Origin of the sequence: Natrononativus amylolyticus, from assembly GCF_024362525.1 — an archaeon.
GTDB lineage: Archaea > Halobacteriota > Halobacteria > Halobacteriales > Natrialbaceae > Natrononativus > Natrononativus amylolyticus.
Genome location: NZ_CP101458.1, coordinates 1,982,126 through 2,004,668, shown reverse-complemented (window position 1 = coordinate 2,004,668; position 22,543 = coordinate 1,982,126). Strand labels below are relative to the sequence as shown.

The following is a 22,543-nucleotide window of genomic DNA, read 5'->3' as shown; positions in this document are numbered from 1 at the left end:
GTACGGCCCGTCGTCCGGTTGCGCGGGAACTGGACACCGGGTCATCGTCCAGTCACCGGTCTCGTCGGCTGACTCGCTGTGTGAACGCGTTTCGAGACGCCGCCTGGCACTCGAGCGACGAACGAAGTATGAGCAGGTGTATATGTACCGCACCCGCTATCGTCGCACGTGGTCTCGAACGCGACGACAGGTTCGGAACCGATCACGCTCCGCTACGAGGACGGCACGATCCGGCTCGAGGGCCTCCCGCCGGAGCGGAGCGTTCCCGACGCGCCGGGCCTCGAGTTCGACCCGCGGACCGAGACGGGCCGCGCGCCCGCGTTTCGGTACGCGTCGCTGCTGTCTGCCCTCGGCGACGAGTTCGACGCCGTCGAGGACCGCGTCCTCGACCTCGAGACCCTGCCGGCGCTCGAGTCGGCCTACGAACTCCGGGGGTACCAGCGAGCGGCGCTCGACGACTGGCTCGCGACGGACCGCTGGGCCGACGCGCCGTCGGCTGCGAGCGAGGTCCGCCCGCCGGAGCGCGCTCCCGCGGGCGTCCTCGAACTGCCGACCGGCAGCGGCAAGACGGTGATCGCCCTGAAGGCGATCGAACGCCTCGCGGTGCCGACGCTCGTCGTCGTTCCCACGATCGACTTGCTCGAGCAGTGGCGCCGCGAACTCGAGCGGGAGTTCTCGGTTCCCGTGGGGCAGTTCGGCGGCGGCGAACAGCGACTCGAGGCGATCACCGTCTCGACGTACGACTCAGCGTACCTCAAGGCCGACGCCGTCGGCGACCGGTTCGGACTCGTCGTCTTCGACGAGGTCCACCACCTCGGCGGGGAGGGCTACCGCGAGATCGCTCGCCTGCTCGCCGCTCCCGCCCGGCTGGGTCTCACCGCGACCTTCGAGCGCCCCGACGACGCCCACGAGGTGATCGCGGCGGTCGTCGGCCCGCTCGTCCACCGCGTCGACGTCGACGACCTGGCCGGCGAGCACCTGGCCCCCTACGACGTCAAGCGCCTCGAGGTCTCGCTCACCGCCGCCGAGCGCGAGGAGTACGAGGCCAACCAGGAGGTGTTCGCGAGCTACCTCGCCCGCTCGAACATCTCGATGAACAGCGGTTCGGACTACCAGGAACTCGTCAAGCGCTCCGGGAACGACCCCGCGGCCCGCGAGGCGCTGCTCGCCCGCCAGCGCGCCCGCGAGATCATGCTCGGCAGCGCGGGCAAACTCGAGGCGCTCGAGGGGATCCTCGCCGACCACCCCGGCGAGCGAACCATCGTGTTCACCGCCCACAACGACCTCGCCTACGACGTCGCAGAGCGGTTCTTGCTCCCGGCGATCACCCACCAGACCGGCGCCGCCGAGCGCCGGGAGATCCTGTCGCGGTTCCGCGAGGGAACGTACTCCCGCGTGGTCACCTCGAACGTGCTGGACGAGGGCGTCGACGTCCCCGACGCCTCCGTCGCCGTCGTACTCTCGGGCAGCGCCAGCGAGCGGGAGTTCACCCAGCGACTGGGGCGGATCCTGCGGCCGAAGTCGGACGGGAGCCGCGCGCTGCTCTACGAGGTTATCAGCGAAGAGACCGGCGAGCGCCGCGTCTCGGACCGGCGGCGGTAGCCCGCGGCCTCAAAAAGTGATCGTCGTCACACCGACTGCAGGTGTTTCTCCCGCAGTTCGTCGTCCGTGTACTCCTTTCCGTGGACTTCCAGCATGTGGTCTCGCGCCAGTTCGATCGCTTCGCCTTCGTTTTCCGACTGGATGATGAACCGGCAGTCGTTCTCCGCCGCCTCGCAGTCGAGTTTGTGGGCTGTCGACATGGTATTCTCCTCGGGTACGTTCGATGGTGTAGCGGAGTCTGTGTGCCGTGCTACCGACCACCATGTACAGTACGCCGATGCGGTACTTATCCCTTTTCGGTGCGCTCCTCCGCCACGCCACCGAGCGACGCGTTCGTCGCGCGAGCGACGGCGGCCAGTCGGGCGACTTTTGGTCTCGCCGCACCGACTCAGACCGAATGCTGACGAAGGACCTGCTGCGGGTCTCTCGAGCCGGCGGCGGCTACCGCCCCCGGTTCGCCGGCCGCGAGCACCGCCCGCTCGCCGCGCGGGTGATCGGGACGTTTCAGGGCCACGTCGACGAGCCCCGCGAGCGCCTCGAGGCCGCCCTCGCCGACCTCGAACCCGAGGCGGACCACTTCAAGCTGGTTCGCGGGTTCGCCGCGCTGCTCGAGCGCGAGGCGACGTTCGAGACGCGCGCGCCGGTCGACCCCGTCCGCGCCCGCCGGGCGGCGTTCGAGGCCGCCGAGGCGGTCGGCGTCGTCGGCGACGACGACCGGGCGATGGCGCTGGTTCGCGCCGGCGAGGCCCTCGGCGTCTCGGCGGACGACCTCGAGGCGTCGCTGTACGCCGATCTGGAGGAGCGCCAGGTGCTCACCGAGCTCGACTCGCGGTGGGGCCCCGACGAACTCGTGGCGCAGTACAACCTCTCGCTGGCCCAGACGGCGCTGTTCGACGCGACGGAGCTTCGGGTCCGATCCTCGGACCCGAAGGCGCTCGTCTCGGCGGTCAAACGCCTGCGGCTGATGTACGAGATCCGGAAGACGGACGCGGGCCGCGAAGTGGTCGTCACGGGACCGACGCGGCTCTTTCGGGCCACCCGCCGCTACGGCACCCGCTTCGCTCGCCTCCTCCGGACGGTGGCCGGCGCCGAGGAGTGGCGCCTCGAGGCGACGATCGATGACCGGGGCACCGAACGCACCCTCGTCCTCTCCGACGCCGACCCCGTTTCGGTTCCGACCGCAGCGCCCGTCGCGGAGGTTTCGTTCGACAGTGCCGTCGAGGCCGACTTCGCGGCCCGGTTCTCGGGGCTCGACCTCGAGTGGGACCTGATCCGCGAACCCGAGCCCCTGGCGACCGGTACGCGGGTGATGATCCCCGACTTCGCGTTCGACTACAGCCACGCCGACTTCCGAGTCTACTTCGAGATCATGGGATTCTGGACGCCCGAGTACGTCGAGAAGAAGCTCGCACAGCTCGCGGACCTCGAGGACGTCGACATGGTCGTCGCCGTCGACGAGTCGCTGGGCGTCGGCGAGGAGATCGCCGCCCGCGATCACCGGGCGATCCCCTACACGGGATCGGTCCGCATCAAGGACGTCGCGGACGTCCTCCGGGAGTACGAGCGCGCGCTGGTCGCCGAGAGCGCGCTGGCGCTGCCCGAGGCGCTCACCCCCGACGCGGACGTCGTCACCCTCGAGGACGTCGCCGCCAGCCACGGCGTCAGCGAGGACGCCCTCGACGGGGTGGCGTTCCCCGACCACGACCTCGTCGGACGAACGCTGATCCGCCCGGTGGTTCTCGAGGCGCTGGCCGAGGAGATCGAGGCGGGAATGGCTCTCTCCGAGGCCGAGGCGGTCCTCGGGGAGCGAGGGATCTCCGACTCGAGCGCCGCTCTCTCGGCGCTCGGCTACCGCGTCGCCTGGGAGGGGTTGAGCGGCGGCACCCTCGAGGAGCGCTGACGGATGTCCGGTGACCCGCTCCAGTTGTCGTCGGTCGACGCGGCGCTCGGCGCGCTCGAGGCGGCCTCGGCCGCCCCGTTCGACCCGCGGCTGCTCGGGCTCTACCTGCTCGCGGCCGGCGCGATGATCCTCTCGCCCGGTCCGGACACGATCTACGTCCTGACTCGCAGCGTCGGCGACGGGCGGGTTGCGGGCGTCGCCTCCGCCGCGGGGATCAGCGCCGGCGTTCTCGTCCACACGCTCGCGGCCGCCCTCGGGCTCTCGGCGCTGTTTCGCACCTCCGAGTTCGCGTTCGGTCTCGTCACCGCCGTCGGGGCGGCCTACCTCGTCTACCTCGGGGTGCGGACGATCCGCGAGGAGGCGCTGTTGCTCGAGGGCGGCGGGGCGAGCGGCGCGCCGTTCCGGGAGGCCGTCGTCGTCAACGTCCTCAACCCCCAGGTGGCGGTGTTCTTCCTGGCGTTTCTCCCGCAGTTCGTTGACGCCGCGGGCCACGTCCCGATCCAGCTCTCGGTTCTCGGCGGGCTCTACGCGCTGCTCACGATGGCGTACCTCGGCGGCGTCGCGCTCGGCTCGAGCGCGGTTCGACACCTGCTGGCCGCCCGCCCGGCGGTCGCCCGCGCCGTCCAGTGGCTCGCGGGCGCGGTCCTGATCGCGCTCGGGGGGCGCCTGCTGGTGAGCGGGCTCGCGGGCTGACGGAACGCTACGCCTCGAGATCCCGCTGTCTCCCCTTCGGCACTACCGACCGGAGTTCGCCGTGGACGTAGAGCCCGACGCCCAGGGGCTCGAGGTCGCCGACGACCTCGCAGGCGACGATCAGGTAGCCCCAGTCGCCGTCCCACTCGAGTTCCTGGTCCTCGCCGGCGGCGAACCGGGCCGCCCGCTCGCGGTCCAGTTCGACGACGCACGAGTCCGCGTGCCGCCCGAAGCGCTGGACGGCGTCCGTCGTCGGCTTCCAGTGTTCCTGGCGGGTTCGAAGGCAGGTCATCCCCAGCGCCTCGAGTTCGGCGAGGGAGGGCGCCTCGCCGGCGTACACCCAGATCTTGCCGGCGCCCTTCTCCCAGAACGTGTACTCGTCGAACGTCCCCGGCGGAACGCCGAACCGGTCGGCGAAGTACCCGACGACCTCCTCGCGGGTCGCCCGCCCCTCGACGACGCGGTCGGCGGCCGTCTCCGGAAGGCGGTCGAACCGCTGGCCGACGTTCCCGTCGGAGTCGCCCGCCATCAGGCGGTCACCTCGAGTTTCGCCACGAAGAACCCGCCCGTGTCGTTGTGGTGGGGGTAGATCCGGGCCGCCTTCGAGACGCTCCCGTCGTACTCCTCGCCCTCCCACTCGGTGACGCCGGGGGCGTACTCGAGGTCGAGGTCGAAGTCGACGACGCGGCAGTCTTCCGCCTCGAGGGCGTGCTGGACGACGGCCTCGTTCTCCTCGGGGGCGAACGTACACGTCGAGTAGACGACGGTGCCGCCCTCGCGGGTGGTCTGGACCGCCCGCCGGAGGATCCCCTTCTGGATGCCCGCGACGGAGTGGACGTGATCCTCGGTCCACTCGTCGAGCGCGTCGGGGTTCTTCCGGATCGTCCCCTCACAGGAGCAGGGTGCGTCGACGAGCGCCCGGTCGAACGCGTCGAACTCGAGGGGCTTCAGCGAGTAGTTGCGGGCGTCCTGGTGGGTGACCGCGAGGCTGGTCGCGCCGAGCCGTTCGGCGTTGAACCGTAGCGCCGACAGCCGTCCGAGGTTGCTGTCGTTGGCGACGACCGTTCCGCGGTCGTCCATCAGCGCTGCGAGCTGCGTGGCCTTCCCGCCGGGGGCCCCACAGGCGTCCCAGACGCGCTCGCCGGGCCGGGGGTCGAGCACGCCCGCCGGGACCGCCGACACCGCCTCCTGGCCGTGCGTGAAGCCGAGAAAGGAGGCCCACGTCGATCCCGGGGAGTCGGTCTCGAGTTCGAGAACGCGGGGGTTCCAGTCGGCCTGCTCGTAGCCGACGCCCTCCTCTTCGAGCGCGGCCATCGCCCGCTCCGGGGTGGCCTTGATCGCGTTCACGCGAACGACGTTCCCGAGGGGGCGCTCGCAGGCGTCGAGAAACGCCTCGAAGTCGTCGATGATCGGCCGATACCGCTCGAGTGTCTCCATTGCACCCGGCTTCGAGGGCCCGGCGTTTGTGGGTTTCGAAGCCCGCGCCTCGCACCCGCCGTCGACCGCGCATTTTTATGCCGGCCCCGAGTTGACACCCGTATGCCACGGATTCGCACCCACGGAGAGGCGGTCGACCTCGAGGAACCGGTGCTCGTCGAGGGGTTCCCGGGGCTCGGCCTCGTCGGCAAGATCGCGACCGACCACCTCGTCGACCGCCTCGAGATGCGCTACTACGCGAGCGTCCACTGCGACGGACTGCCGCGGGTCGGTATCTACCGCGGCGGCGACGCGACGGTCAGGCCGCCGGTCCGGCTGTACGTCAGCGAGGAACACGACCTGTTCGCGCTCCAGAGCGACGTCCCGATCGCCTCGCAGGCGGTCAGCGTCGTCGCCGACTGCGTGACCAGTTGGGTGGACGAACACGACGCGCGTCCGATCTACCTCAGCGGGCTGCCGGCCGAGCGCGACGGCCGCCCGGCGCTCACCGGCGTCGCGACCGGCGACGCGGCGTCGGTCCTCGAGGACCACGGGATCGACACCCCCGGCGAGGACGGCGTCGTTAGCGGACCGACCGGGGCGTTGCTCAACCGGGCCGCCCAGGTCGGCTCCGACAGCCTCGGGCTGATCGTCGAGACGGAGCCGCAGTTCCCCGATCCGGAGGCAGCGAGCGTCCTGCTCGAGGACGGTATCGGTCCGATCGCCGGCTTCGAAGTCGACGTGAGCGGGCTGGTCGACAGCGCCGAGGAGATCCGCGAACAGCGCGAGCAGTTCGCCCAGCGCATGCAACAGGCCGGCCAGGAGGAGAGTTCGCAGGCGCGCCCCCTCCGGATGTACCAGTAGCGCGGACCGGCGCCGCTCGGCTCGCGGCGGGGTCGGACCCCGCTCCGGCCGGCGCGACAAACCGTCGATACTTAGGTTCCCTCTCTCGAACGAGACAGGCATGGCCATCGCTGAGGAAGCCGAGGAAACCGACGAGGACGGGGCCGTCGGCTCGACCGCTGTGGGCTCGAGTACGGACACCGGCACGGACGAGGGGACGACGACGGACACCGCGGACGACGGACGCTACACCCGCAAGCGGTGCGTCCTGATCACCGGCTGTTCGTCCGGGATCGGACGCGCGACCGCCAGGGCGTTCCTCCAGAACGAGTGGCTGGTCGTCGCGACCTCTCGGGACCCCGAGGACATCGCGGACCTCGACGAACTCGGCTGTGAGACGCTCGCCCTTGACGTCACGGACCCCGAACAGGTCGCCTCGGTCGTCGAGCGGACGGTCGACCTCGGCGGCGCGATCGACTGCCTCGTGAACAACGCGGGCTACGGGCAGATGGGGCCGCTCGAGGACGTCTCGACAGCCGAACTCCACCGCCAGTTCGACGTCAACGTCTACGGCCCCCACCGACTGACACGCGCCGCGCTGCCGCACATGCGCGCCCAGGGAAAGGGACGGATCGTCAACGTCTCGAGCGTTCTCGGGCGGATGGCGTTCGCCGGCACCGGCGCCTACTCGGGGGCGAAACACGCCCTCGAGGCGATGAGCGACGCCCTTAGAGCCGAAGCCGAGGAGTTCGGCGTCGAGGTGGTCTTGATCGAGCCGGGGACGGTCGAGACGGAGTTCACCGAGCGCGTCGACGACGAACTCCCCCCGGAGGAGACGCGAACGCCGGCGTACGAGTCGCTGTACGAGATGATCGAGGAGGCGCGGCTGATCGGCGGCAGCGGGCCGCTCGCGATCTCCCCCGAGGAGGTCGCCGCGGCGATCCTCCACGCGGGAACCTGTCCGGAGCCCCCCGCACGCTACCCCGTCGGCCCGCTGGCGGAGTACGGGATATACGTCCGATACCTCCCGGACAGCCTCCGCGACGCCGCCTACGGGCTCCTCCGACGGCTGGTGTGAGTTCGATCCTGCCGTAAACCCCGTCAGAAGGCTTATTCGGTTCTGCAGGAAACGAACCGAGGGCTACCGTGTCAGACGATGGCACTGAAATCGTCCGGCTCGCAGACCGAGTTTCCGCCCTCCTCTACGGCGTCGTCGGCTGGCTCTCGATGGGGTTCGGGTCGTCGCCGCGGCCGTCGTCCTCGGACAGCTCGCACAGGGCGGCGTGACGACTGGCGCGGCAGTTCTCTCGGCGCTCTGGCTGCTCACCGCGTTCGTTCTGGTCGCGCTGGGCGTCTTCGTCAACCCCCGCTTTCGGCGACGGCTGAACCGACGTCACGGCCGCTCGGAGTTCGGCCGCGGGGTCGACCGCGGACTCGTCCGCCGCTACCGCGAGGAGTACGCCGTCGCCGGCGTCCCGGTGTACACCCGTTCGGAGGGGTACAACCACTACTGTCTCGAGTGTGCGACCGACGAACTGGGTCTCGCCGGCGCGAGCGACGCGAGTGACCAGCGTGAGGAGGCGGCGCTGGTCGACGGGGAGCGGGCCCGCTCCTCGAGCGAGACGGCGACCGGTAACGCCAATACCGACCCGGTGGCCGAACGAAACAGGATGTTCCGTCGCAGCGACCACCACGCGAGAACGCCCGCCCACGAGACCGCCCTCGCCTGCCTCGAGGCCGGAATCCGCGCGGCGAGTCCCGAAACCGCCGTCAAGAACCGACTCGCGCTCGAAGGCGACGAACTGCGGATCGACGGCCGAGAGTACGACCTCGCGGCGTACGACCGTATCGTCCTCTGTGGCGGCGGGAAGGCCGCAGCGGGCGCGGTGCAGGCGCTCGAGTCGCTCCTCGGCGACCGGCTCGAGGAGGGCGTCGTCGTCTCGACGGGGGAGCAACCGACGTCCGCGACCGGGCGAATCGAGTATCTCCCCGGCGACCACCCGACGCCCACGACACGGAACGTGACGGCGACGGAGCGGGTGCTCGAGGTGGCCGAGTGCGCCGGCGCCGACACGCTGTTTCTCGCGGTCGTCACCGGCGGCGCGAGCGCGCTGTGGTGTGCGCCCGCCGCCGGCCTCTCGCTTTCGGACCTCGAGGCGTCGACCGAGGCGTTACTCGCCTCCGGGGCCGCGATCGACGAGATCAACGCCGTTCGCAAGCACTGCTCGGCGATCAAGGGCGGCGGGCTGGCGCGAGCGGCCGCCCCCGCGACGGTCGTCACGCTCGCGGTCAGCGACGTCGTCGGCGACGACCCGGCGGTGATCGGCAGCGGGCCGACGGTTCCCGACTCCACGACGTTCGCAGACGCCCGCGCGGTCGTCGATCGCTACGCGCTCGAGGACGCGCTTCCGGGGGCGGTCCTGAAGCGACTCGAGGCCGGCGTCGCGGGCGACGTCTCGGAGACGCCGGACGGGACCGATCCGGCGTTCGACTCGGGACGCGACCCCGACTGGTACCTGCTCGCGAACGGCCGGACGGCGATCGACGCCGCCCGGGCGGTCGCCGAGGACCGGGGGTACGAGACCGCCGTCCTCTCGAGTCGGCTCCGCGGGGAGGCCGGCGAGGTGGGTCGGGTTCACGCCGCCGTCGCCGAGGAGATCGCGGCGACGGGCGACCCCCTCGAGCCACCGGCGGTCGTCCTCTCCGGCGGCGAGGTGACGGTGACGCTTCGAGACGGGGACGGAGACGACGACCCCGATTACGGGGATGCGACCGGCGGCCCGAACCAGGAACTCGCGCTGGTGGCCGCCCTCGAGTTCCGCGAGCGGGACACCGACGCCGTCCTCGCGAGCGTCGACACGGACGGCATCGACGGCCCCACGGACGCCTGCGGGGCCGTCGTCGACCGGGAGACGGTCGCCGACTTCGCGGCGAGTCGGCGGCGCCTCGCCGCCCACGACAGCCACGGCGCCCTCGAGTCGCGAGACGCGCTGCTCGAGACGGGGTACACGGGAACGAACGTGAACGATCTGCGGGTGCTGGTCGTCGACACCTGACCGCCGACCGATCGGGTCCTACCAGCGCGACTCGTCGCGGTCGTCGCGGTCGTCGGTCGACCAATCCGTCTCGTCGTCCGAGGTGCCCCAGTCGTCGTCGCGGTCCCACGAGTCGTCCTCGTTGCGGTCCCACGAGTCGTCCTCGTCGCGGTCCCACGCGTCGCCGTCGTCGCGGTCCCAGTCGTCGTCCGACTCGCCATCGTCCGGCTCGCGGTTCTCGAGGTAGATGCGCGCGTAGGCCATCTCGACGATGGGCGTGAGGAACGCGGTGAGGACGGCCGTGACGGCGAGGAGGCCGACGAGGAACTCGTCGCCCAGCCCGGTGAACAGCGCGGTGACGACGATGGCGCTGAGCGAGACGACGAACATGAGAATCGAGATGCCGAGGAGCTTCAGCAGGTTCCCGTGGGCCACGCGCCAGCTCGTCTTGAGGCTCTCGATCGCCCGCTTGTCGTCGAGTACGCAGGCCGGGAACGCGAGGACGAGCCGGAGGCTGAGGTAGATCCCCGGGATAATCAACAACAGCAGGCCGACGAAAACGGCGATTCCGTAGGCGAAGAAGATCCCCACGAGCGAGAGTATCCGCGGCAGGACCTGAGAGGACGCCTCGTTGAGGTCGGGGTCGGCGCCCGCCAGCTCGTCTCGAGCGTAGACGTACGCGATCCCGCCGAGGTACAGCGAGAGGAACCAGCCGAACAGCGACAGGAGGAAGAACTCTTCGCCGGCGGCCTGCACGACTCCGAGAACGAAGAACGCGGCGATCAGCGCCGGGTTCCGCACCAGCCAGCCGGCGGCTTCCGTGACCGTTCCGACGGCGTTCTTTCTGTCGACAGTGACGTTCATCGACGCAAACATCTCGAGGCGCACAAAAATAGGTTCCTGTCCCGGTCGTCCTCGCCGACGCGGATCAGCGGAGACAGGCCGCGACGACCTCGAGCATCTCCTCGCCTTTGACCTCGTCGGCGAACAGCGGTACCCGCCTGACGTCCGTTCCCCGGAACAGCTCGTGGGCTTCGGTCAGCGCCGACTGCTGGACGTCCCAGCGGCGCTGGCAGAACTCACAGCCCTCGAGATCCGGCTCGAGGAACTCCCCCCGGACGTCCTCGGTCACCTCCGCCAGCGGCTCCATGACGCGGTTGACGACGACGGTGCCGACCGGGATGTCGAACTCCGCGAGCTGCTCGCGCAGCCGCTTGGACTCGAGGACGCTCATCTGTTCGGGGACGAGGACGATCCGGAAGTCGGTCCGCTCGGGGTCTCGAAGGGTGGCCCGCAGGCGCTCGATCCGCTCGCGGAGGACCTCGAGGTCCCGGAGGTCCTCGCCCTCCTCGGGCATCTCGTTGCCGAACATTCCCTTGATACCGTCGACCATGCTGCCGATGCGCCGACGGAAGGCGATCATCCGCCCCATCATCGTGTCCATGATCTCCGGCAGCTGGAGCAATCGGAGCGTGTGGCCGGTCGGCGCGGTGTCGACGACCACGCGGTCGAACCGGTCGTCGTCCATGTACTCGAGTAACGTCTGCATGGCGACGGCCTCGTCGGAGCCGGGCATCGCCCCGCCGAACAGTACGTCCATCGGGGAATCCTCGCCCATGAACTCGCCCAGCCCGCCGAGCGCGCTGGCGCCGGCGCCGCCCTCGGCGGCGAAGGCGGCCTGGCTGTCCTCGAGGGCCGCGTCGGGGTCGATCTCGGCGGCGTACAGCGGCGCGTCCTCGAGGATGCGCTCTGGTCGACTCGAAATCTCCCGCTCGAACGTGTCCGACAGCGAGTGGGCGGGGTCGGTCGAGACGACCAGCGTCTTGGTGCCCCGGCGAGCGCTGTCGAGGGCGGTCGCCGCCGCCATCGTCGTTTTCCCCACGCCGCCTTTCCCGCCGTAGAGGACGTAATCGGGCCCGTCGACCGGCTCGCCCGAGGGCTCGACGTCGATCGCCGTCCGCTCTTCGGTGGCGTCGGTCGGCGTCACCTCGATGGTGTTGTCCGCCGTCTCCGTCTCTCCTTCTGCGTCGGCCTCGTCGACCGGTTCGACGTCGAGTCCGCTCATAGCTCCCGGTAGCCGGCGGCCACACGAGTATTCGTCGGTCTCGGACCCCCGTCGGGCGCACTGGTAGCACACGTCCAGTGACATACTAACGCATTCATACGATATCGAGTCAATAAGACGATGATAATATCTTAATGGCTACCGTTATCCCTCGGCCCGGCGTGTCCCCTGACAGATGGTGGACACATGACGCCAAAACTCACACATCGACCCCCGGACGAGTCCGCAACGGAACCGGTCCTCGACACATTTCCCTACGCCGACGGCGAGTCGGGACGTCCCCTCCCCGGCGCAACCGCACGAGGTGTCTTCGTCTCGGCGGGAACCGCCAGCGACGAACCCGTCCCGGCGGCCGACTCGAGGGGCTGCCCGGCCTGTGGCGACGCCGTCGTCAACGGCGCCGGCCTGTTCGCCTGTACGGACTGCGGCTGGTACGGGTCGCTGCGCTGACCGGCGCCGTCGCGACTCGAGGTCGTCTCGCCGCTCAGGCCGGCGCGACCGCGTAGTGAATAACGATCGCCAGGAACAGGTAGACCGCGACGAACGTGGCGACGCGAACCGTCGTTCGATCCTCGAGTCGCACCGCCGCGACGACGCCCGTCAGGCCGGCGACGAGGTTCGGCCAGACCGCCACCGACAGCGCCGGGAGAAACGCCAGCCGGAGCGCGGTTGCGTACTGGTCGACCACGATCGGGATGGCGTCGAGCGATCCGCTCGAGTACACCGTCGCCCCCGTAACGACGCCGAAGGCGAGGACGAGCGATCCGAACCCCGTCTCGGCGAGTTCCTCGAGTTCCGACATACTACATCTGGGTAGACACTCTTTCTAAACTGATCGTGTGTCACACGCCGCCGTTTAAGTGGCCGGTCGGAGGGGCGGGCGAACCAGCTACTCGAAGTAGTCGGCGAGTCGCGCCGCGGCCTCCTCGACGCGAGGGGTGACCAGCGCGAAGCGCAGCCAGTCCTCGCGCGAGGAGCCGAACGCCTCGCCCGGCATCCCGGCGACGCCGGCCTCGTCGATCAGCCGCTCGACGTTCTCGAGCGTGCCCGGATAGCCCTCGAAGCGAGCCATCACGTAGAACGAGCCCTCGGGGCGGCTGTAGTCGGCGCCCGCCGCGTCGAGCGCGTCGGTGAACGTCTCGACGCGCTCTGTGAGCAGTTCGCGGTTGGCCTCGTAGTAGGCCGGATCGGTCTCCCGGAGCGCCCGGAGGACGGCGTACTGGGAGGGACGGCTGCCGGCGACGTTGACCAGCATGTGTCGGCTCCGGGCGTTCTCGACGAGCTCGGGCGGGAAGACGGCGTAGCCGACCCGAAACCCCGTGATCGCCATCGACTTCGAGAAGGCGTTGGTGACGATGCAGTGATCGGAGTCGAACTGCAGGGCGCTCGCGAACGCCCCGGAGAGGTCGAAGTGGTCGTACACCTCGTCGCTGACCAGGATCGCGTCGTGCTCCTCGGCGATCTCGACGAGTTCGCGCACCGTTTCTTCGGGGTAGACCGCTCCGGTCGGGTTGTTCGGCGAGTTGGCGACGATCGCCGCGGTCTCCTCGCTCGCAGCCGCCCGGACGGCGTCCGGATCGAGTCGGCCGTCGTCGGCCGTCGGCACGAAGCGCGCGGTGGCGCCGAGCATCGCCGCCTTGCCGGGGTAGTAGGGGTAGACGGGGTCAGTGAGGACGAACTCGGTCCCCGCCTCGCGCTCGAGCGCCCGCGCCATCGCGAGGTAGTTGGCCTCGCCGGCCCCGTGGGTGATGATGACCCGGTCGACGTCGACGCCGCGTCGTTCGGCGATCTCCTCGCGCAACTCGTAGAGGCCGTCGCTCGGCGGGTACTGGAACTGCTCGGGCTCGAGGTCGGCGTACTCGCGCAGTCCGTCCCGGAGCGCCTCGGGCGGCTCCCAGTCGGGGTTCCCGCTCACCATGTCGATCACGTCCCGCTCCGCGCGGGCCGCGTACCCCATCACGTGGAAGAAAAGCGGCGTCTCGTACTCCATGGGCGTCCCTGCGCGGGCGCGAACCGTGGTTCTTTCGACACTCCACGATCCCCCCGAGGACAAACGCCCATACCCCTCGCCACCGTCTGGTTACGCATGGCAGATACCGAAACCGGGAAGCCAGGCGTCGACCCCGAGGCCGTCGTCCGCGAGTACTACGACCGCGTCGATCGCGAGGACGTTGAGGGATTGCTCGAACTGTTCGCCGACGACGTTCGCTACGACCGGCCGGGGCAGGCGGCGATCGAGGGAATCGAGGCGCTGCGCGCGTTCTACGAGCGGGACCGACCGCTCGAGGACGGCAGCCACGAGGTCGTCCACGTGCTCGTCGACGGCCGTCACGTCGCCGTCCGCGGGCGCTTCTCCGGCGTCCAGGGTGGCGATCGAGTCGCCTTCGGCTTCGCCGACCACCACGAGTTCGACGCCGACGGGCTGATCGCGAACCGGTGGACCTACACCGACAGGGACACGGTCTGATCGACCGACAGCCGCTCGGGCGCAAGCCCAACGTTTGACAACGCCGGCGCGCCTCGAGTGACTCATGAACGACGACATCGACCGCGAGCTACCGATGCGCGTCGCGGACGCCCTGCGCGACCGGGAGGAGACGCTGGCCGTCGCGGAGTCCTGCACCGGCGGACTCATCGGCGCCGCGGTCACCGCGGTCCCGGGGGCGAGCGACTACTTCGACGCCGGGCTGACGACCTACGCCTACGACGCCAAGCGCCGCCACCTCGGGGTGAGCCGGGAGTCCCTCGACGAACACGGCGCCGTCTCAGAGCCCGTCGCCCTCGAGATGGCCCGCGGCGTTCGCGACGTCTCGGACGTGACCTGGGGGGTCGCGACGACGGGCGTCGCCGGCCCCACCGGTGGCACCGAGGACGACCCCGTGGGCACCGTCTACGTCGGCGTCGCCTACGCCGGTCCGTGGGGCAGCGAGTCGTCGTACGCGACCGCCTCGCGCTACGTCTTCGACGGCGATCGGGCGGCCGTCCGCGCGAAGACCGTCGACCGCGCGCTCGCGGACTTACTCGAGGCCGTCGAGGAGGCGCCGGAATAGTTCGGCTCGAGAGAAAGTTATTCGGTGGTTCCCCGACCAGGTGGGGGTGATGAACAAGCGGGGGCACGTTCTCAACGCCGTGTTGTTGAGCATTGGACTGGGGTATCTCCTCGAGCCGGCGGGCGACGAGACGACGTTCGCGATGATCGTCGCGATCGGGGTTCCGGTGATGCTCGGGGCGCTGTTTCCGGACGTCGACACCGCCTTCGGCCGCCACCGGAAGACCCTGCACAACCTGCCGGTGCTCGCCGCGTTCGTGGCGTTTCCGCTCTACTTCGACAACCTCCAGTTCGTCTGGATCGGCATCCTGACTCACTACATCCTCGACGTCGCCGGCAGCAAGCGCGGCATCGCGCTGTTCTACCCCGTCTGGAAGCGCGAGTTCGGCCTCCCGACCGGCGTCGCCGTCAAGAGCCGACTCGCAGACGTCGTGATGGTCGCGGTCACCGTGGCCGAACTGGTCGCCGCGGCCCTGCTCATCTACATGGCCCCGGAGTGGGCCCACGAGATCGGCCGTCAGGCGCTCGGCATCTGAGCTACAGCAGCCCGGCGGCGGCGACGAGGTGCGTGATGGCGGCGATGACGGGGACGAGGATAACCGTCCGTATGACGAACAGGACGACGAGATCCCGGTCGCGCCATCGTTCCCACGAACTCGAGGTCCCCGAGTTCGACGAAGAGGTTGACGAAGACCGCCCCGATCGGAATGATCACCGCGACGCTGAGGATCAGCGTCCCCCAGACCAATCCGCCCGTCCCGGGTGCGTAGAGCCACGCGGGACCGACCTCGAGAAACACCAGGGTCGCCAGGATCGCGCCGGCGACGCGAAGTATCCAGAACGCCGGGGCAGTCTCCCAGTACGGGAGCGTCAATCGCGTTGCCGTCCGTTCGGAAACGTCGAGAACGCCTCGCTTTCGAAGCTCCGCGACCGTCGTCAGGATTCCTCCAGCGAGGATCAAGAGAAGCGCGTACACTCCTGCGAGCGTCGGGAACGAGTCCGTGATCGTGCTGACCACGATGTCGAACGGAACCGTGATCTGCTCGCCCCAGGGGACCGGAACGAGAAAGAAGAGAAAGCCGATGGCGAACGCGACGGCGAACTTCGTGACGGGCCGGCCCCTGATCTCGGCGAGTTCGACGTCGTCGATCGTCTGTACCGACTCCGCGCTCTCGACACGGTGTGTTCGTTGCTCCCCCTGTTTCCACGCATCCTGGTCGAACATGGATGAGTGGAGTGTGGTAGCAGTGAGCAATACAGTGCTGCCAGCGTGCGGAGACGGGTTTATAAGAACGCGTGAATAGTCTCCTTTCCGCCACGTCTTCGAGAGCGGGTGTGTTCCTTCGATTCGGCTCGAGCGGCGTAGTGAGCGACTCCGCCAGTCTCGGCCGGAGGAGGGTTCCGTCGTGAGTGTCAGCTTCTCTTCTGAGAAAAGGTGATAACGGCCGGCGAGAGAGCCTCTCCTGAACGCCCATGACAACATCTGTCGGTCGACCACGGCCGGGCGCACAGTTCGATACGTTCTCGGGAGCCATCGCGGCGACCGGTGCCGTACTCGGCATCGCCGGTCTCGCGTACCTGGGCACGCATCCCGAGCCGATCGCCGCGTGGACGGTCGAATTCGCGCTCGTCGTCCTCCCGGCAGCGGCGACCGTGTACGGCGGCTACTGGCTCGCAAAACACGGCACCCGCGATGCGCGCCAGCGGGTCGCGACGTGGTATCTCACCGGAACGATCGCCGCAGGCGTGCTCTTCGGTGGCTACGTGACCGCCGAACTGCTCGCCAGTTCGACCGTCGCAAAGCCCGGACTCCTCGTCCTGCTCGGCGCCCTCGGCGGCGGGTTCGTCGCGCTGTTCGCCGGAATCTCGAGCGCCCGAACGCCGCTCGTCGCCGAGACCGTCGACGAGCGACCCGGCGAGGCGGCGGCCGGCGACGGGGCGCGACTGTCCGCCGATGCACGGGCGTTCGCGACGCTCGCGGCGGAGCCGCGGCTGTGGAACGTCGTTCGAACCGTGGTCCGCGCGCCGGACCCGCTCGAGGTCGAGACGCTGGCCCCTCGGCTGGCCGCGCTCGAGGACGCGGATTCGGACACCATCCGCCTGGAACTGGTTCACTCCCGGCTGCCCAGGCTGGTCGACGAGGGGATTCTGGCGGCCGACGGCGACGCCGTCCGGCCGACCGATCGTACCGCTCGCATCGTCGCCGCGAGCGAGGAGGTTTCGACGGCCGGCCGGTCGCTCGCCTCGAGCGCCACTCGATAGCCGCTCGGGGTCGGAAGACGACGATCGGTTGTACCAGTCGTGTGAACGGAGCCGCCACTACGCGACTTCGTCTGCGGGTTCGGTTTCCGCCGCGCTCCGACGACTGGACACCCAGGTGCTCAGGGCCACCGACGCCCCGGTCAGGAGGCCGATTCGCGTCCCGAGTCGCGTCCCGCCGACGAGACTGGCGACGACAGCTGCGGCGAGAAACGCGACGAGGCCGCTCAAAAGGCTCTCTTTCAGGGTCATACTGTCGCTCTCTCGGGCAGGTATAAGGGCCTCCCGGCGGAGAGCCAGGGATAGACCCCGTGAACGGTGATCGTGATTCTCGAGCCCACTGCCGTACGCGCACTCTCTGCACTGGCCACGCAATAAGCCGCCCGCCAATCGTGTCGAGGTCAGGGCCGATTCGGCGTCCACTCCTCGCAGGCGTCCATGTCGTTCATCGTCTCGCCGCGGTCCCGGCAGTAGGGCGTCATCCCCGACTCCGTTCGGACGTACTCGAAGTGGCGACAGTTGCCGCAGTAGCGGTCCGCCGGCGACGGGGTTTCGGGACCGTCGACGATCTCGGCGTCGGTGCCGTCGCGGTCGGGCGCGCGCTCGTCGAGCGGCGACCGGATTCCGGCGGTCGAACCGCCGTCGCTCGCCGCGGCGCTCCGGCGGTCCCGTGATCGGTTGCCGCTCGTGCGCCGGCCGGTCGACCCCGCGTCGACATTCGTCTGCGTTTCGACCTCTCCGTCGGGCGTGTTGCCGAGGAAGCCGATGCCGCCCAGGCCGCTTCTCGAGCCCTCGACCTCGACGATCTTCGTCTCGCCGCGGCGGGTGACGTGCATCTCGAGGGTGCCGCCGGGGTCGTTGCGGGTCTTGAAGTTGACGACGGCGGTGAACAGACACCAGACGGCGGTGAACAGTCCGAGGAGGTAGACCGCGGAGACGAGCAGCGTGAGATCCTGGCCGTGGCCGTCCCAGTGTGAGGGGTAGGCGTAGGCGAACAGTGCGACCCCGAGCAGACAGATCGTCGCGCTGATCGCGGCCGCTGCACGGATGCGTCGTCCGGTCGGCAGGACGGTGAACACGCCGACGAGGGCGACAGGGACGGCGAGACCGCCCAGGATTCCACCGTACCGCCGGGTAGCGAACTCGCCGGTCAGGACGCCCGCGAAGAGCTCCGTCGTCGCGACGAGGATCGCGAGCACCGCGAGCGTCGCACCAAGAACCACCAGCCCGAACCCGGTGTACACTCGTCGGAGGCTTGCCACCTCCCGTGCGTTCCCTTCGTACGCCTCCGCCAGACTGGTCATACTCGAGACGTACACAGTCATTCCACAAAACAATACGTCAGACACGTGATTTTTATCTGAGGTGAACGCCGCCGGCCGACCGCTCGAGCGAGCGATTCGGTCGAAACGAAAGGTTGAATCGACGGGCTTGCGAACGCTCGTCCATGAGTGACGAGGAAGACGACGCACCCGCCGTCGAACTGGGTGAGGAGACGCCCGTCGAGGGCGCACCGCTCGCTCGCGTGACCTCCCGGCTGACCTGGCCCCAGCAGAAGAGCGAAGTCGCCCGCCTCGAGGGGGAGAGCGTGATCCGGACGCCCGACGGCCCGCGGGAACTCTCGGACGTGATCGCGTCGATCGACGAGACGTACTTCGAGCGCCGCCAGGAGTTCGAAACCCACGTCCGTGACGTGATCGGCACCGGCCCGGTCCGAACCGCAGACGAGTAACGTGTCGGACGAACCCGAACATCACGACGCGGGCAGTCGGGTTCGTGGCCTGTTCGGCGAACTCTCCTGGTTTCAGAAGTCGTTGCTGACGGGCGCGGTGTTGACGCTGCTGTGGATGCAGTTCGTCCCCCGAGAGCTCGGTCCGCGGGTCGTCGTCGACAGTCTGCTCCTCATCGTCGGGCCGCTCGCGCTCGGGTTCTCACACGGTCGAACGATCGGCTGGCGAGTCGACCGGCTCGCGGTCCGGAACGCCGTTTTGCTCTCGATGTTCGTCCTCCCCTTTTACCTCGTGGGATCGACGCTGCCGACGATCCGCGAGTTCTACCCGATCTGGGAGACCTCGGCCGCCCCCGAGGAGTTCATCCCCCACGCGGCCATGCTGTTCATGCTCGCGCTGGCCGCCGAAACCTACTACCGGGGACTGCTCTGCGTCGGCGTCAAGGACATCGGGTTCAAGGCGGTGTTCATCAGCCCCATCGTCTACATGATCCACCACGCATCGAAGCCGCCGATCGAGTTCCTGCTGTCGGGGCCGACGGACGTCCTCTTCGGCGCCGTCGACTACAAGTCGAACTCCATTCTCCCCTCGGTGATCGCCCACGGCGCGGGGCTCGTGTTGCTCGACTGGCTCGTCCTTCACGACCCGCTGTTCGATCCAGAGCCCGCGCTCCGGTGGCTCGAGTGGCTGCCGATCCCCCTGTGACCCCGTCGACCCGTTGCCGGTGGGAGTCAGGTTTTTAGGACCGGGGCCGAAGGCACGACCATGTCACTTCCGATCGACCCCGCGGCGATCGACCCCGAACACTACGGCGAGAAGCGCGCGACGCTCGAGATGGGGCACGAGGAGGCGATCGAGCACGTCCGCGAGGTGTTCACGGACGCGGGCTTCGGCGTCCCCGTCGAGTTCTCTCCCTCCGAACTGCTCAACGAGAAGGTCGACGCCGACCGCGACCCCTACTACGTCCTCGGGGCGTGCAACCCCGCAATCGCGGACCGCGTTCTCGACGTCACGACGGAGATGGGCGGACTGTTCCCCTGTAACGTCATCGTCTGGGAGGAGGAGCCGGGAACGCAGGTCGTCTACCACGTCTCGATCATGAAGATCGGCCGCCTGCTCGGGATTGCTCCAGACGACGAGGAGTGGCAGGCGATCGTCGACGAAACGAGCGAACTCGTCGAGACGGCGTACGCGAACCTGTAGCGTGAGTTTCGCTCTCTGGCGCTCTCACCGCTCGTCGTCCACGTCGTCTTCCGCCTCCGCCTCGAGCAGCCGCTCGGCGTCGTGTCGGATGTAGCCGGAGACGACCGCGAGAACGAGGACGACGAACAGCGGGACGCCGACGAGAAGGACCAGAATCGCGACGAGCGAGAGCCAACTCGAGGCGAGGGCTGTGAACGCCATAGGTCGACGGACGGGGAGGGAGGGCTTAGTGGTGGTGGTCGCCCTCGAGGGCGCCCCGTAAACCGGTCCCTCATTCGAACGCGCTCAGGTTCGACTGTAACCCGGCCGCGAGTTCCGACTTCCGGCGGAGGCGGTCGTGGCCAACTGGCAGCCGGGCGGCGACGGTGGCGACGGCCTCGTGGAAGCTCTCGGCGGTCCCGCACTCGCCGTCGAAGGCGTTGCGGACGCTCTCGCGGACCTGCCAGACGCCCACCGGTGCCCAGTAGTCGTCGGACACCTCCCGGAGGACGAGACACTTCGCCTGGCGGCCGACCGACTCGAGGTGCTCTAACACCCCCAGCCGAGCGGCGTAGTAGGCGCCGGCGGTCTCTTCGACGTAGCTCGAGCGCCCCTCGAACCCCTCCGAGGCGCTGGCCATCCAGATTCCGCCGGCCGGGTCGGGGTTCCAGATGCTCCCCGGCGCCTTCATCTCGACGAGTTCGTACTCCCAGGTGCCGGGCGCGAGGATCACCCAGTAGCGGTTTCCCATGTACTCGTTGGCCCACACCTGCACCTCGTCGACGCTGGGGGCGTTTCGGATCCGCCCACGGAGGTACTGGCCGACGGTGTCGTCGACGGCCGTGATCGACCACCGGGTCGGTACCAGCCGCCGCTGGGCGGCCTCGCCGAGTGCGCCCGCCGAGAGGATCGAGTTGATCTCGTAGACGTCGAACCCGCGCCGGTAGAGGTACGTCATCGCGCCCTGGGCCTGCCAGTCGTCGTCCTCCAGGGTCTTCTTCACCGGCCGCGGAACGTGGGGGTTCTCCCGGAGTTCGGCGTCTCTCGCGTTGGCTCGCGGCCCGCGCGGGGTCGCGACGTCCGTTCCGGCCTCGAGGCCGAGATCCGGTTTGCCCTCGAGGCCGATCTCGAGATCGACGGGCCGGTCCGCGATGGCGACCTCGCGCTGGACGCCGACGAACCCCTCCCAGGTGTCGTGGACGGAGGGCGCGAGCCGGCTCGCGATCCCCGGCGAGTCGACGTTCGCGGGCTTGCTCGAGTTCAGTAGCCCGGTCCGGCGCTGGAGCACGTCGTCGATCCCGTACCCCTGTCTGTACCAGGTGCCGTCGGTGACGTACTCCTCGGCGGCCGCCTCGTCGCCGACCGGCGAGAGGACGCCGACCGGGATGTTCGGATAGTTCGACCGCCCGACGAAGATCGAGGGGGCGGTCGAGCCGACGAGCGAGTCACCCGAGAGCGCCCGTTCGAAGTTCCGTTCGAACCGCTCTACGTGGTCCGTGATCGCGTAGGACTTCTCCTTGGCGAGGCGCCGTCGCTCGGCCTCCTCGTCGGGTTCTAACTCCTCGATGTAGTCGTCGAGGCGCATTCACTCGAGGTAGGGCGGGCGCGGGTTTGAATGTTGAGTTCGACGACGTCGTCGCGCCGCCGGCCACAACCGGGACGCTTTTGATCGTGTTAGCTAGACGAACGGACAGCAGTGACCGAGGAGTACGACCGGTCGGAACTGTTTGCCCTTCTCGACGACGAGTACGCGCGTACGATCCTCACCGAAACGAGCATCGAACCCATGTCAGCCAGCACTCTGAGCGACCGCTGTGACGCGTCCCTGCCGACGGTGTACCGACGACTCGATCGGCTCCGGGAGTGTGACCTCATCAGCGAACGAACCGAACTCGCACCGGACGGCAACCACTACAGCGTCTACGAGGCGCGTCTCGACCGGCTCGAACTGTCTCTCGAGGACGGCGAACTCTCCCTCGAACTCTCGTTGCGAGAGGAGGACGTGGCCGACAAGTTCACCCGGATGTGGGAGGGCTTGCGATGATGACGAACGTCGCGCGACTCGACGAGGCGCCGCTCTTCGAGGTGCTGACCGTGGCGAGTCTCTTCCTCGTCGCGCTCATCGGGACGCTCATCGCGGTTCAGGCCTACCGCGGGTACCGCCGGAACGACAGCCGGCCGATGCTGTTTCTCGCCGTCGGCCTGCTCCTGTTGACGCTGGTTCCGTTCGTGCTCAACGTCGCGCTCAACACGCTCGCGAGTCCGGAACAGGTGACGGTCGTGTTCCTCGAGAACGTGAGTCGACTGCTGGGACTGCTCGCGATCACGTACTCGTTGTACGGGACGAACTGAGCGGCGACCGGGCTCCGTCCTATATAAATGCGTGATCGCGTTTTCTCGGTCTGAACACGCGGTCGCGGATTGATGCCCCCGCAAACCAATCCTCGAACGCAGTTCGTCGGGGACCGGTTCCACGACTGGCTCTCCGAACCGACCCGTGCGACCGTGCCTCTGACATCACGGCCGTGCTAACTGACGCTGGGTCCCGCGGATGCGGTTCCCGACGAATCGGCACCACTCCACTCATTCCGCGGGTGAGAGATCACCCGACGTCACTGTCCTCGTTGGCGCCCTCCACGAGCGCGCGGGGCCGTCGATCCCGTCCGATCCGCCGAACGGCGGTCAGGCGGTGCGATCCGGCGGACTCGAGTCGATCGTCCTCGAGGGGACCTGACCGATAGTAAGATTTAGGTTATCGACCGCACGTGC

At 68.9% G+C, this 22,543-nt stretch carries 30 protein-coding genes; 18 read left to right on the top strand and 12 right to left on the bottom strand.

Annotation, left to right across the window (positions count from 1 at the left end; genetic code table 11):
- Positions 1–168 precede the first annotated feature (168 nt).
- Positions 169–1,602 carry a DEAD/DEAH box helicase gene (locus tag NMQ11_RS10585; RefSeq protein ID WP_255167924.1) on the top strand — a complete coding sequence of 478 codons (1,434 nt, stop codon included), beginning with the start codon at positions 169–171 and terminating at the stop codon, positions 1,600–1,602.
- Positions 1,603–1,628: 26 nt separating this feature from the next.
- On the opposite strand, the gene NMQ11_RS10580 is transcribed toward NMQ11_RS10585, so the two are convergent.
- Positions 1,629–1,802 carry a DUF1059 domain-containing protein gene (locus NMQ11_RS10580; protein ID WP_255167922.1) on the bottom strand — a complete coding sequence of 58 codons (174 nt, stop codon included), beginning with the start codon at positions 1,800–1,802 and terminating at the stop codon, positions 1,629–1,631.
- 197 nt (positions 1,803–1,999) lie between these two features.
- Here NMQ11_RS10580 and NMQ11_RS10575 point away from each other — a divergent pair, with 197 nt between their 5' ends.
- Positions 2,000–3,502 (top strand): DUF790 family protein, encoded by a 1,503-nt coding sequence (locus NMQ11_RS10575; protein WP_255167920.1) that lies wholly within the window; start codon positions 2,000–2,002, stop codon positions 3,500–3,502.
- A 3-nt stretch (positions 3,503–3,505) separates the two neighbouring features.
- A complete protein-coding gene (locus NMQ11_RS10570) occupies positions 3,506–4,195 on the top strand; it encodes a LysE family translocator (protein WP_255167918.1) in 690 nt (229 codons plus the stop codon).
- Between the two features lie 7 nt (positions 4,196–4,202).
- Here NMQ11_RS10570 and NMQ11_RS10565 read toward each other — a convergent pair whose 3' ends face one another.
- Complete coding sequence (locus NMQ11_RS10565; RefSeq protein ID WP_255167916.1) at positions 4,203–4,724, bottom strand: DUF7122 family protein; 522 nt, start codon at positions 4,722–4,724, stop codon at positions 4,203–4,205.
- Entirely contained in the window at positions 4,724–5,632 is a 909-nt protein-coding gene (locus NMQ11_RS10560) for an RsmB/NOP family class I SAM-dependent RNA methyltransferase (RefSeq protein WP_255167915.1), read from the bottom strand. Before NMQ11_RS10560 ends, NMQ11_RS10565 begins: the two co-directional genes overlap by 1 nt.
- 102 nt (positions 5,633–5,734) lie before the next feature.
- Between NMQ11_RS10560 and NMQ11_RS10555 the strand changes: the two genes are divergently transcribed.
- The 4 genes from NMQ11_RS10555 (at position 5,735) to NMQ11_RS10540 (ending at position 9,510) form a co-directional block, all read left to right on the top strand.
- Positions 5,735–6,475 (top strand): proteasome assembly chaperone family protein, encoded by a 741-nt coding sequence (locus NMQ11_RS10555; RefSeq protein ID WP_255167914.1) that lies wholly within the window; start codon positions 5,735–5,737, stop codon positions 6,473–6,475.
- A 100-nt stretch (positions 6,476–6,575) separates the two neighbouring features.
- The gene (locus NMQ11_RS10550) at positions 6,576–7,532 is read left to right on the top strand and encodes an SDR family oxidoreductase (RefSeq protein WP_255167913.1); all 957 of its coding nucleotides are present in this window, start codon (positions 6,576–6,578) and stop codon (positions 7,530–7,532) included.
- Between the two features lie 68 nt (positions 7,533–7,600).
- Positions 7,601–7,741: a hypothetical protein gene (locus tag NMQ11_RS10545; RefSeq protein WP_255167911.1), complete on the top strand. Its 141-nt coding sequence runs from the start codon at positions 7,601–7,603 to the stop codon at positions 7,739–7,741.
- Positions 7,738–9,510 carry a glycerate kinase type-2 family protein gene (locus tag NMQ11_RS10540; protein ID WP_345781429.1) on the top strand — a complete coding sequence of 591 codons (1,773 nt, stop codon included), beginning with the start codon at positions 7,738–7,740 and terminating at the stop codon, positions 9,508–9,510. The genes NMQ11_RS10545 and NMQ11_RS10540 overlap by 4 nt, the downstream gene beginning before the upstream one ends.
- An 18-nt stretch (positions 9,511–9,528) precedes the next feature.
- Here the strand turns inward: NMQ11_RS10540 and NMQ11_RS10535 are convergent, their stop codons facing one another.
- Together NMQ11_RS10535 and NMQ11_RS10530 are read right to left on the bottom strand one after the other, a co-directional pair.
- The gene (locus NMQ11_RS10535) at positions 9,529–10,353 is read right to left on the bottom strand and encodes a DUF7847 domain-containing protein (protein WP_255167909.1); all 825 of its coding nucleotides are present in this window, start codon (positions 10,351–10,353) and stop codon (positions 9,529–9,531) included.
- A gap of 64 nt (positions 10,354–10,417) precedes the next feature.
- On the bottom strand, positions 10,418–11,554 hold the full coding sequence (locus NMQ11_RS10530) for an ArsA family ATPase (protein WP_255167907.1): 1,137 nt from the start codon (positions 11,552–11,554) through the stop codon (positions 10,418–10,420).
- Positions 11,555–11,740: 186 nt separating this feature from the next.
- Between NMQ11_RS10530 and NMQ11_RS10525 the strand changes: the two genes are divergently transcribed.
- Positions 11,741–12,004 (top strand): hypothetical protein, encoded by a 264-nt coding sequence (locus NMQ11_RS10525; protein ID WP_255167904.1) that lies wholly within the window; start codon positions 11,741–11,743, stop codon positions 12,002–12,004.
- 34 nt (positions 12,005–12,038) lie between these two features.
- Here NMQ11_RS10525 and NMQ11_RS10520 read toward each other — a convergent pair whose 3' ends face one another.
- Entirely contained in the window at positions 12,039–12,356 is a 318-nt protein-coding gene (locus NMQ11_RS10520; protein WP_255167903.1) for a hypothetical protein, read from the bottom strand.
- Between the two features lie 87 nt (positions 12,357–12,443).
- Positions 12,444–13,544, bottom strand: a complete 1,101-nt coding sequence (locus NMQ11_RS10515; protein WP_255167902.1) for a pyridoxal phosphate-dependent aminotransferase — start codon at positions 13,542–13,544, stop codon at positions 12,444–12,446.
- Positions 13,545–13,640: 96 nt separating this feature from the next.
- On the opposite strand from NMQ11_RS10515, the gene NMQ11_RS10510 reads away from it, so the two are divergent.
- From NMQ11_RS10510 to NMQ11_RS10500, 3 genes are all read left to right on the top strand, one after another.
- Positions 13,641–14,021: a nuclear transport factor 2 family protein gene (locus NMQ11_RS10510; RefSeq protein WP_255167900.1), complete on the top strand. Its 381-nt coding sequence runs from the start codon at positions 13,641–13,643 to the stop codon at positions 14,019–14,021.
- 64 nt (positions 14,022–14,085) lie between these two features.
- Positions 14,086–14,604, top strand: coding sequence for a CinA family protein (locus NMQ11_RS10505; protein WP_255167898.1), 519 nt, complete (start codon positions 14,086–14,088; stop codon positions 14,602–14,604).
- Positions 14,605–14,653: 49 nt separating this feature from the next.
- Complete coding sequence (locus NMQ11_RS10500; RefSeq protein ID WP_255167897.1) at positions 14,654–15,139, top strand: metal-dependent hydrolase; 486 nt, start codon at positions 14,654–14,656, stop codon at positions 15,137–15,139.
- Here NMQ11_RS10500 and NMQ11_RS10495 read toward each other — a convergent pair.
- The gene (locus NMQ11_RS10495) at positions 15,121–15,828 is read right to left on the bottom strand and encodes a hypothetical protein (protein WP_255167896.1); all 708 of its coding nucleotides are present in this window, start codon (positions 15,826–15,828) and stop codon (positions 15,121–15,123) included. The genes NMQ11_RS10500 and NMQ11_RS10495 overlap by 19 nt on opposite strands.
- A gap of 248 nt (positions 15,829–16,076) precedes the next feature.
- On the opposite strand from NMQ11_RS10495, the gene NMQ11_RS10490 reads away from it, so the two are divergent.
- Positions 16,077–16,865: a hypothetical protein gene (locus tag NMQ11_RS10490; RefSeq protein WP_255167895.1), complete on the top strand. Its 789-nt coding sequence runs from the start codon at positions 16,077–16,079 to the stop codon at positions 16,863–16,865.
- Between the two features lie 57 nt (positions 16,866–16,922).
- Here the strand turns inward: NMQ11_RS10490 and NMQ11_RS10485 are convergent, their stop codons facing one another.
- Both NMQ11_RS10485 and NMQ11_RS10480 read right to left on the bottom strand, forming a co-directional pair.
- A complete protein-coding gene (locus NMQ11_RS10485) occupies positions 16,923–17,114 on the bottom strand; it encodes a hypothetical protein (RefSeq protein WP_255167894.1) in 192 nt (63 codons plus the stop codon).
- 149 nt (positions 17,115–17,263) lie between these two features.
- A complete protein-coding gene (locus NMQ11_RS10480) occupies positions 17,264–18,166 on the bottom strand; it encodes a cell division protein CdpA domain-containing protein (RefSeq protein WP_255167892.1) in 903 nt (300 codons plus the stop codon).
- A 143-nt stretch (positions 18,167–18,309) separates the two neighbouring features.
- On the opposite strand from NMQ11_RS10480, the gene NMQ11_RS10475 reads away from it, so the two are divergent.
- From NMQ11_RS10475 to NMQ11_RS10465, 3 genes are read left to right on the top strand one after another with little or no spacing between them, the layout of a single operon-like run.
- Positions 18,310–18,594 (top strand): DUF5789 family protein, encoded by a 285-nt coding sequence (locus NMQ11_RS10475; RefSeq protein WP_255167890.1) that lies wholly within the window; start codon positions 18,310–18,312, stop codon positions 18,592–18,594.
- A 1-nt stretch (position 18,595) separates the two neighbouring features.
- Positions 18,596–19,297, top strand: coding sequence for a CPBP family glutamic-type intramembrane protease (locus NMQ11_RS10470; protein ID WP_255167888.1), 702 nt, complete (start codon positions 18,596–18,598; stop codon positions 19,295–19,297).
- A gap of 60 nt (positions 19,298–19,357) precedes the next feature.
- Complete coding sequence (locus NMQ11_RS10465) at positions 19,358–19,795, top strand: DUF302 domain-containing protein (RefSeq protein WP_255167887.1); 438 nt, start codon at positions 19,358–19,360, stop codon at positions 19,793–19,795.
- A 24-nt stretch (positions 19,796–19,819) separates the two neighbouring features.
- On the opposite strand, the gene NMQ11_RS10460 is transcribed toward NMQ11_RS10465, so the two are convergent.
- Positions 19,820–19,996 carry a hypothetical protein gene (locus NMQ11_RS10460; protein WP_255167886.1) on the bottom strand — a complete coding sequence of 59 codons (177 nt, stop codon included), beginning with the start codon at positions 19,994–19,996 and terminating at the stop codon, positions 19,820–19,822.
- 70 nt (positions 19,997–20,066) lie between these two features.
- On the bottom strand, positions 20,067–21,359 hold the full coding sequence (gene nreA / locus NMQ11_RS10455) for a DNA repair protein NreA (RefSeq protein WP_255167884.1): 1,293 nt from the start codon (positions 21,357–21,359) through the stop codon (positions 20,067–20,069).
- Positions 21,360–21,470: 111 nt separating this feature from the next.
- Here nreA and NMQ11_RS10450 point away from each other — a divergent pair, with 111 nt between their 5' ends.
- The 3 genes from NMQ11_RS10450 (at position 21,471) to NMQ11_RS10440 (ending at position 22,508) form a co-directional block, all read left to right on the top strand.
- A complete protein-coding gene (locus NMQ11_RS10450; protein ID WP_255167882.1) occupies positions 21,471–21,818 on the top strand; it encodes a winged helix-turn-helix domain-containing protein in 348 nt (115 codons plus the stop codon).
- Entirely contained in the window at positions 21,815–22,126 is a 312-nt protein-coding gene (locus tag NMQ11_RS10445) for a DUF7521 family protein (RefSeq protein WP_255167880.1), read from the top strand. The genes NMQ11_RS10450 and NMQ11_RS10445 overlap by 4 nt, the downstream gene beginning before the upstream one ends.
- A 199-nt stretch (positions 22,127–22,325) precedes the next feature.
- Positions 22,326–22,508, top strand: coding sequence for a hypothetical protein (locus NMQ11_RS10440; RefSeq protein WP_255167878.1), 183 nt, complete (start codon positions 22,326–22,328; stop codon positions 22,506–22,508).
- Positions 22,509–22,543 lie beyond the last annotated feature (35 nt).

Bases quoted from the DNA above. Each gene is read 5' to 3' on its own strand.
- NMQ11_RS10510 (WP_255167900.1), top strand. From the start codon at position 13,641: ATGGCAGATACCGAAACCGGGAAGCCAGGCGTCGACCCCGAGGCCGTC.
- NMQ11_RS10445 (WP_255167880.1), top strand. From the start codon at position 21,815: ATGATGACGAACGTCGCGCGACTCGACGAGGCGCCGCTCTTCGAGGTG.
- NMQ11_RS10475 (WP_255167890.1), top strand. From the start codon at position 18,310: ATGAGTGACGAGGAAGACGACGCACCCGCCGTCGAACTGGGTGAGGAG.
- NMQ11_RS10555 (WP_255167914.1), top strand. From the start codon at position 5,735: ATGCCACGGATTCGCACCCACGGAGAGGCGGTCGACCTCGAGGAACCG.
- NMQ11_RS10460 (WP_255167886.1), bottom strand. From the start codon at position 19,996: ATGGCGTTCACAGCCCTCGCCTCGAGTTGGCTCTCGCTCGTCGCGATT.
- NMQ11_RS10565 (WP_255167916.1), bottom strand. From the start codon at position 4,724: ATGGCGGGCGACTCCGACGGGAACGTCGGCCAGCGGTTCGACCGCCTT.
- NMQ11_RS10440 (WP_255167878.1), top strand. From the start codon at position 22,326: ATGCGGTTCCCGACGAATCGGCACCACTCCACTCATTCCGCGGGTGAG.
- NMQ11_RS10580 (WP_255167922.1), bottom strand. From the start codon at position 1,802: ATGTCGACAGCCCACAAACTCGACTGCGAGGCGGCGGAGAACGACTGC.
- NMQ11_RS10520 (WP_255167903.1), bottom strand. From the start codon at position 12,356: ATGTCGGAACTCGAGGAACTCGCCGAGACGGGGTTCGGATCGCTCGTC.
- NMQ11_RS10465 (WP_255167887.1), top strand. From the start codon at position 19,358: ATGTCACTTCCGATCGACCCCGCGGCGATCGACCCCGAACACTACGGC.
- NMQ11_RS10485 (WP_255167894.1), bottom strand. From the start codon at position 17,114: ATGACCCTGAAAGAGAGCCTTTTGAGCGGCCTCGTCGCGTTTCTCGCC.
- NMQ11_RS10535 (WP_255167909.1), bottom strand. From the start codon at position 10,353: ATGAACGTCACTGTCGACAGAAAGAACGCCGTCGGAACGGTCACGGAA.
- NMQ11_RS10530 (WP_255167907.1), bottom strand. From the start codon at position 11,554: ATGAGCGGACTCGACGTCGAACCGGTCGACGAGGCCGACGCAGAAGGA.
- NMQ11_RS10505 (WP_255167898.1), top strand. From the start codon at position 14,086: ATGAACGACGACATCGACCGCGAGCTACCGATGCGCGTCGCGGACGCC.
- NMQ11_RS10500 (WP_255167897.1), top strand. From the start codon at position 14,654: ATGAACAAGCGGGGGCACGTTCTCAACGCCGTGTTGTTGAGCATTGGA.
- NMQ11_RS10525 (WP_255167904.1), top strand. From the start codon at position 11,741: ATGACGCCAAAACTCACACATCGACCCCCGGACGAGTCCGCAACGGAA.
- NMQ11_RS10495 (WP_255167896.1), bottom strand. From the start codon at position 15,828: ATGTTCGACCAGGATGCGTGGAAACAGGGGGAGCAACGAACACACCGT.
- NMQ11_RS10515 (WP_255167902.1), bottom strand. From the start codon at position 13,544: ATGGAGTACGAGACGCCGCTTTTCTTCCACGTGATGGGGTACGCGGCC.
- NMQ11_RS10480 (WP_255167892.1), bottom strand. From the start codon at position 18,166: ATGACCAGTCTGGCGGAGGCGTACGAAGGGAACGCACGGGAGGTGGCA.
- NMQ11_RS10560 (WP_255167915.1), bottom strand. From the start codon at position 5,632: ATGGAGACACTCGAGCGGTATCGGCCGATCATCGACGACTTCGAGGCG.
- nreA (WP_255167884.1), bottom strand. From the start codon at position 21,359: ATGCGCCTCGACGACTACATCGAGGAGTTAGAACCCGACGAGGAGGCC.
- NMQ11_RS10575 (WP_255167920.1), top strand. From the start codon at position 2,000: ATGCTGACGAAGGACCTGCTGCGGGTCTCTCGAGCCGGCGGCGGCTAC.
- NMQ11_RS10570 (WP_255167918.1), top strand. From the start codon at position 3,506: ATGTCCGGTGACCCGCTCCAGTTGTCGTCGGTCGACGCGGCGCTCGGC.
- NMQ11_RS10550 (WP_255167913.1), top strand. From the start codon at position 6,576: ATGGCCATCGCTGAGGAAGCCGAGGAAACCGACGAGGACGGGGCCGTC.
- NMQ11_RS10490 (WP_255167895.1), top strand. From the start codon at position 16,077: ATGACAACATCTGTCGGTCGACCACGGCCGGGCGCACAGTTCGATACG.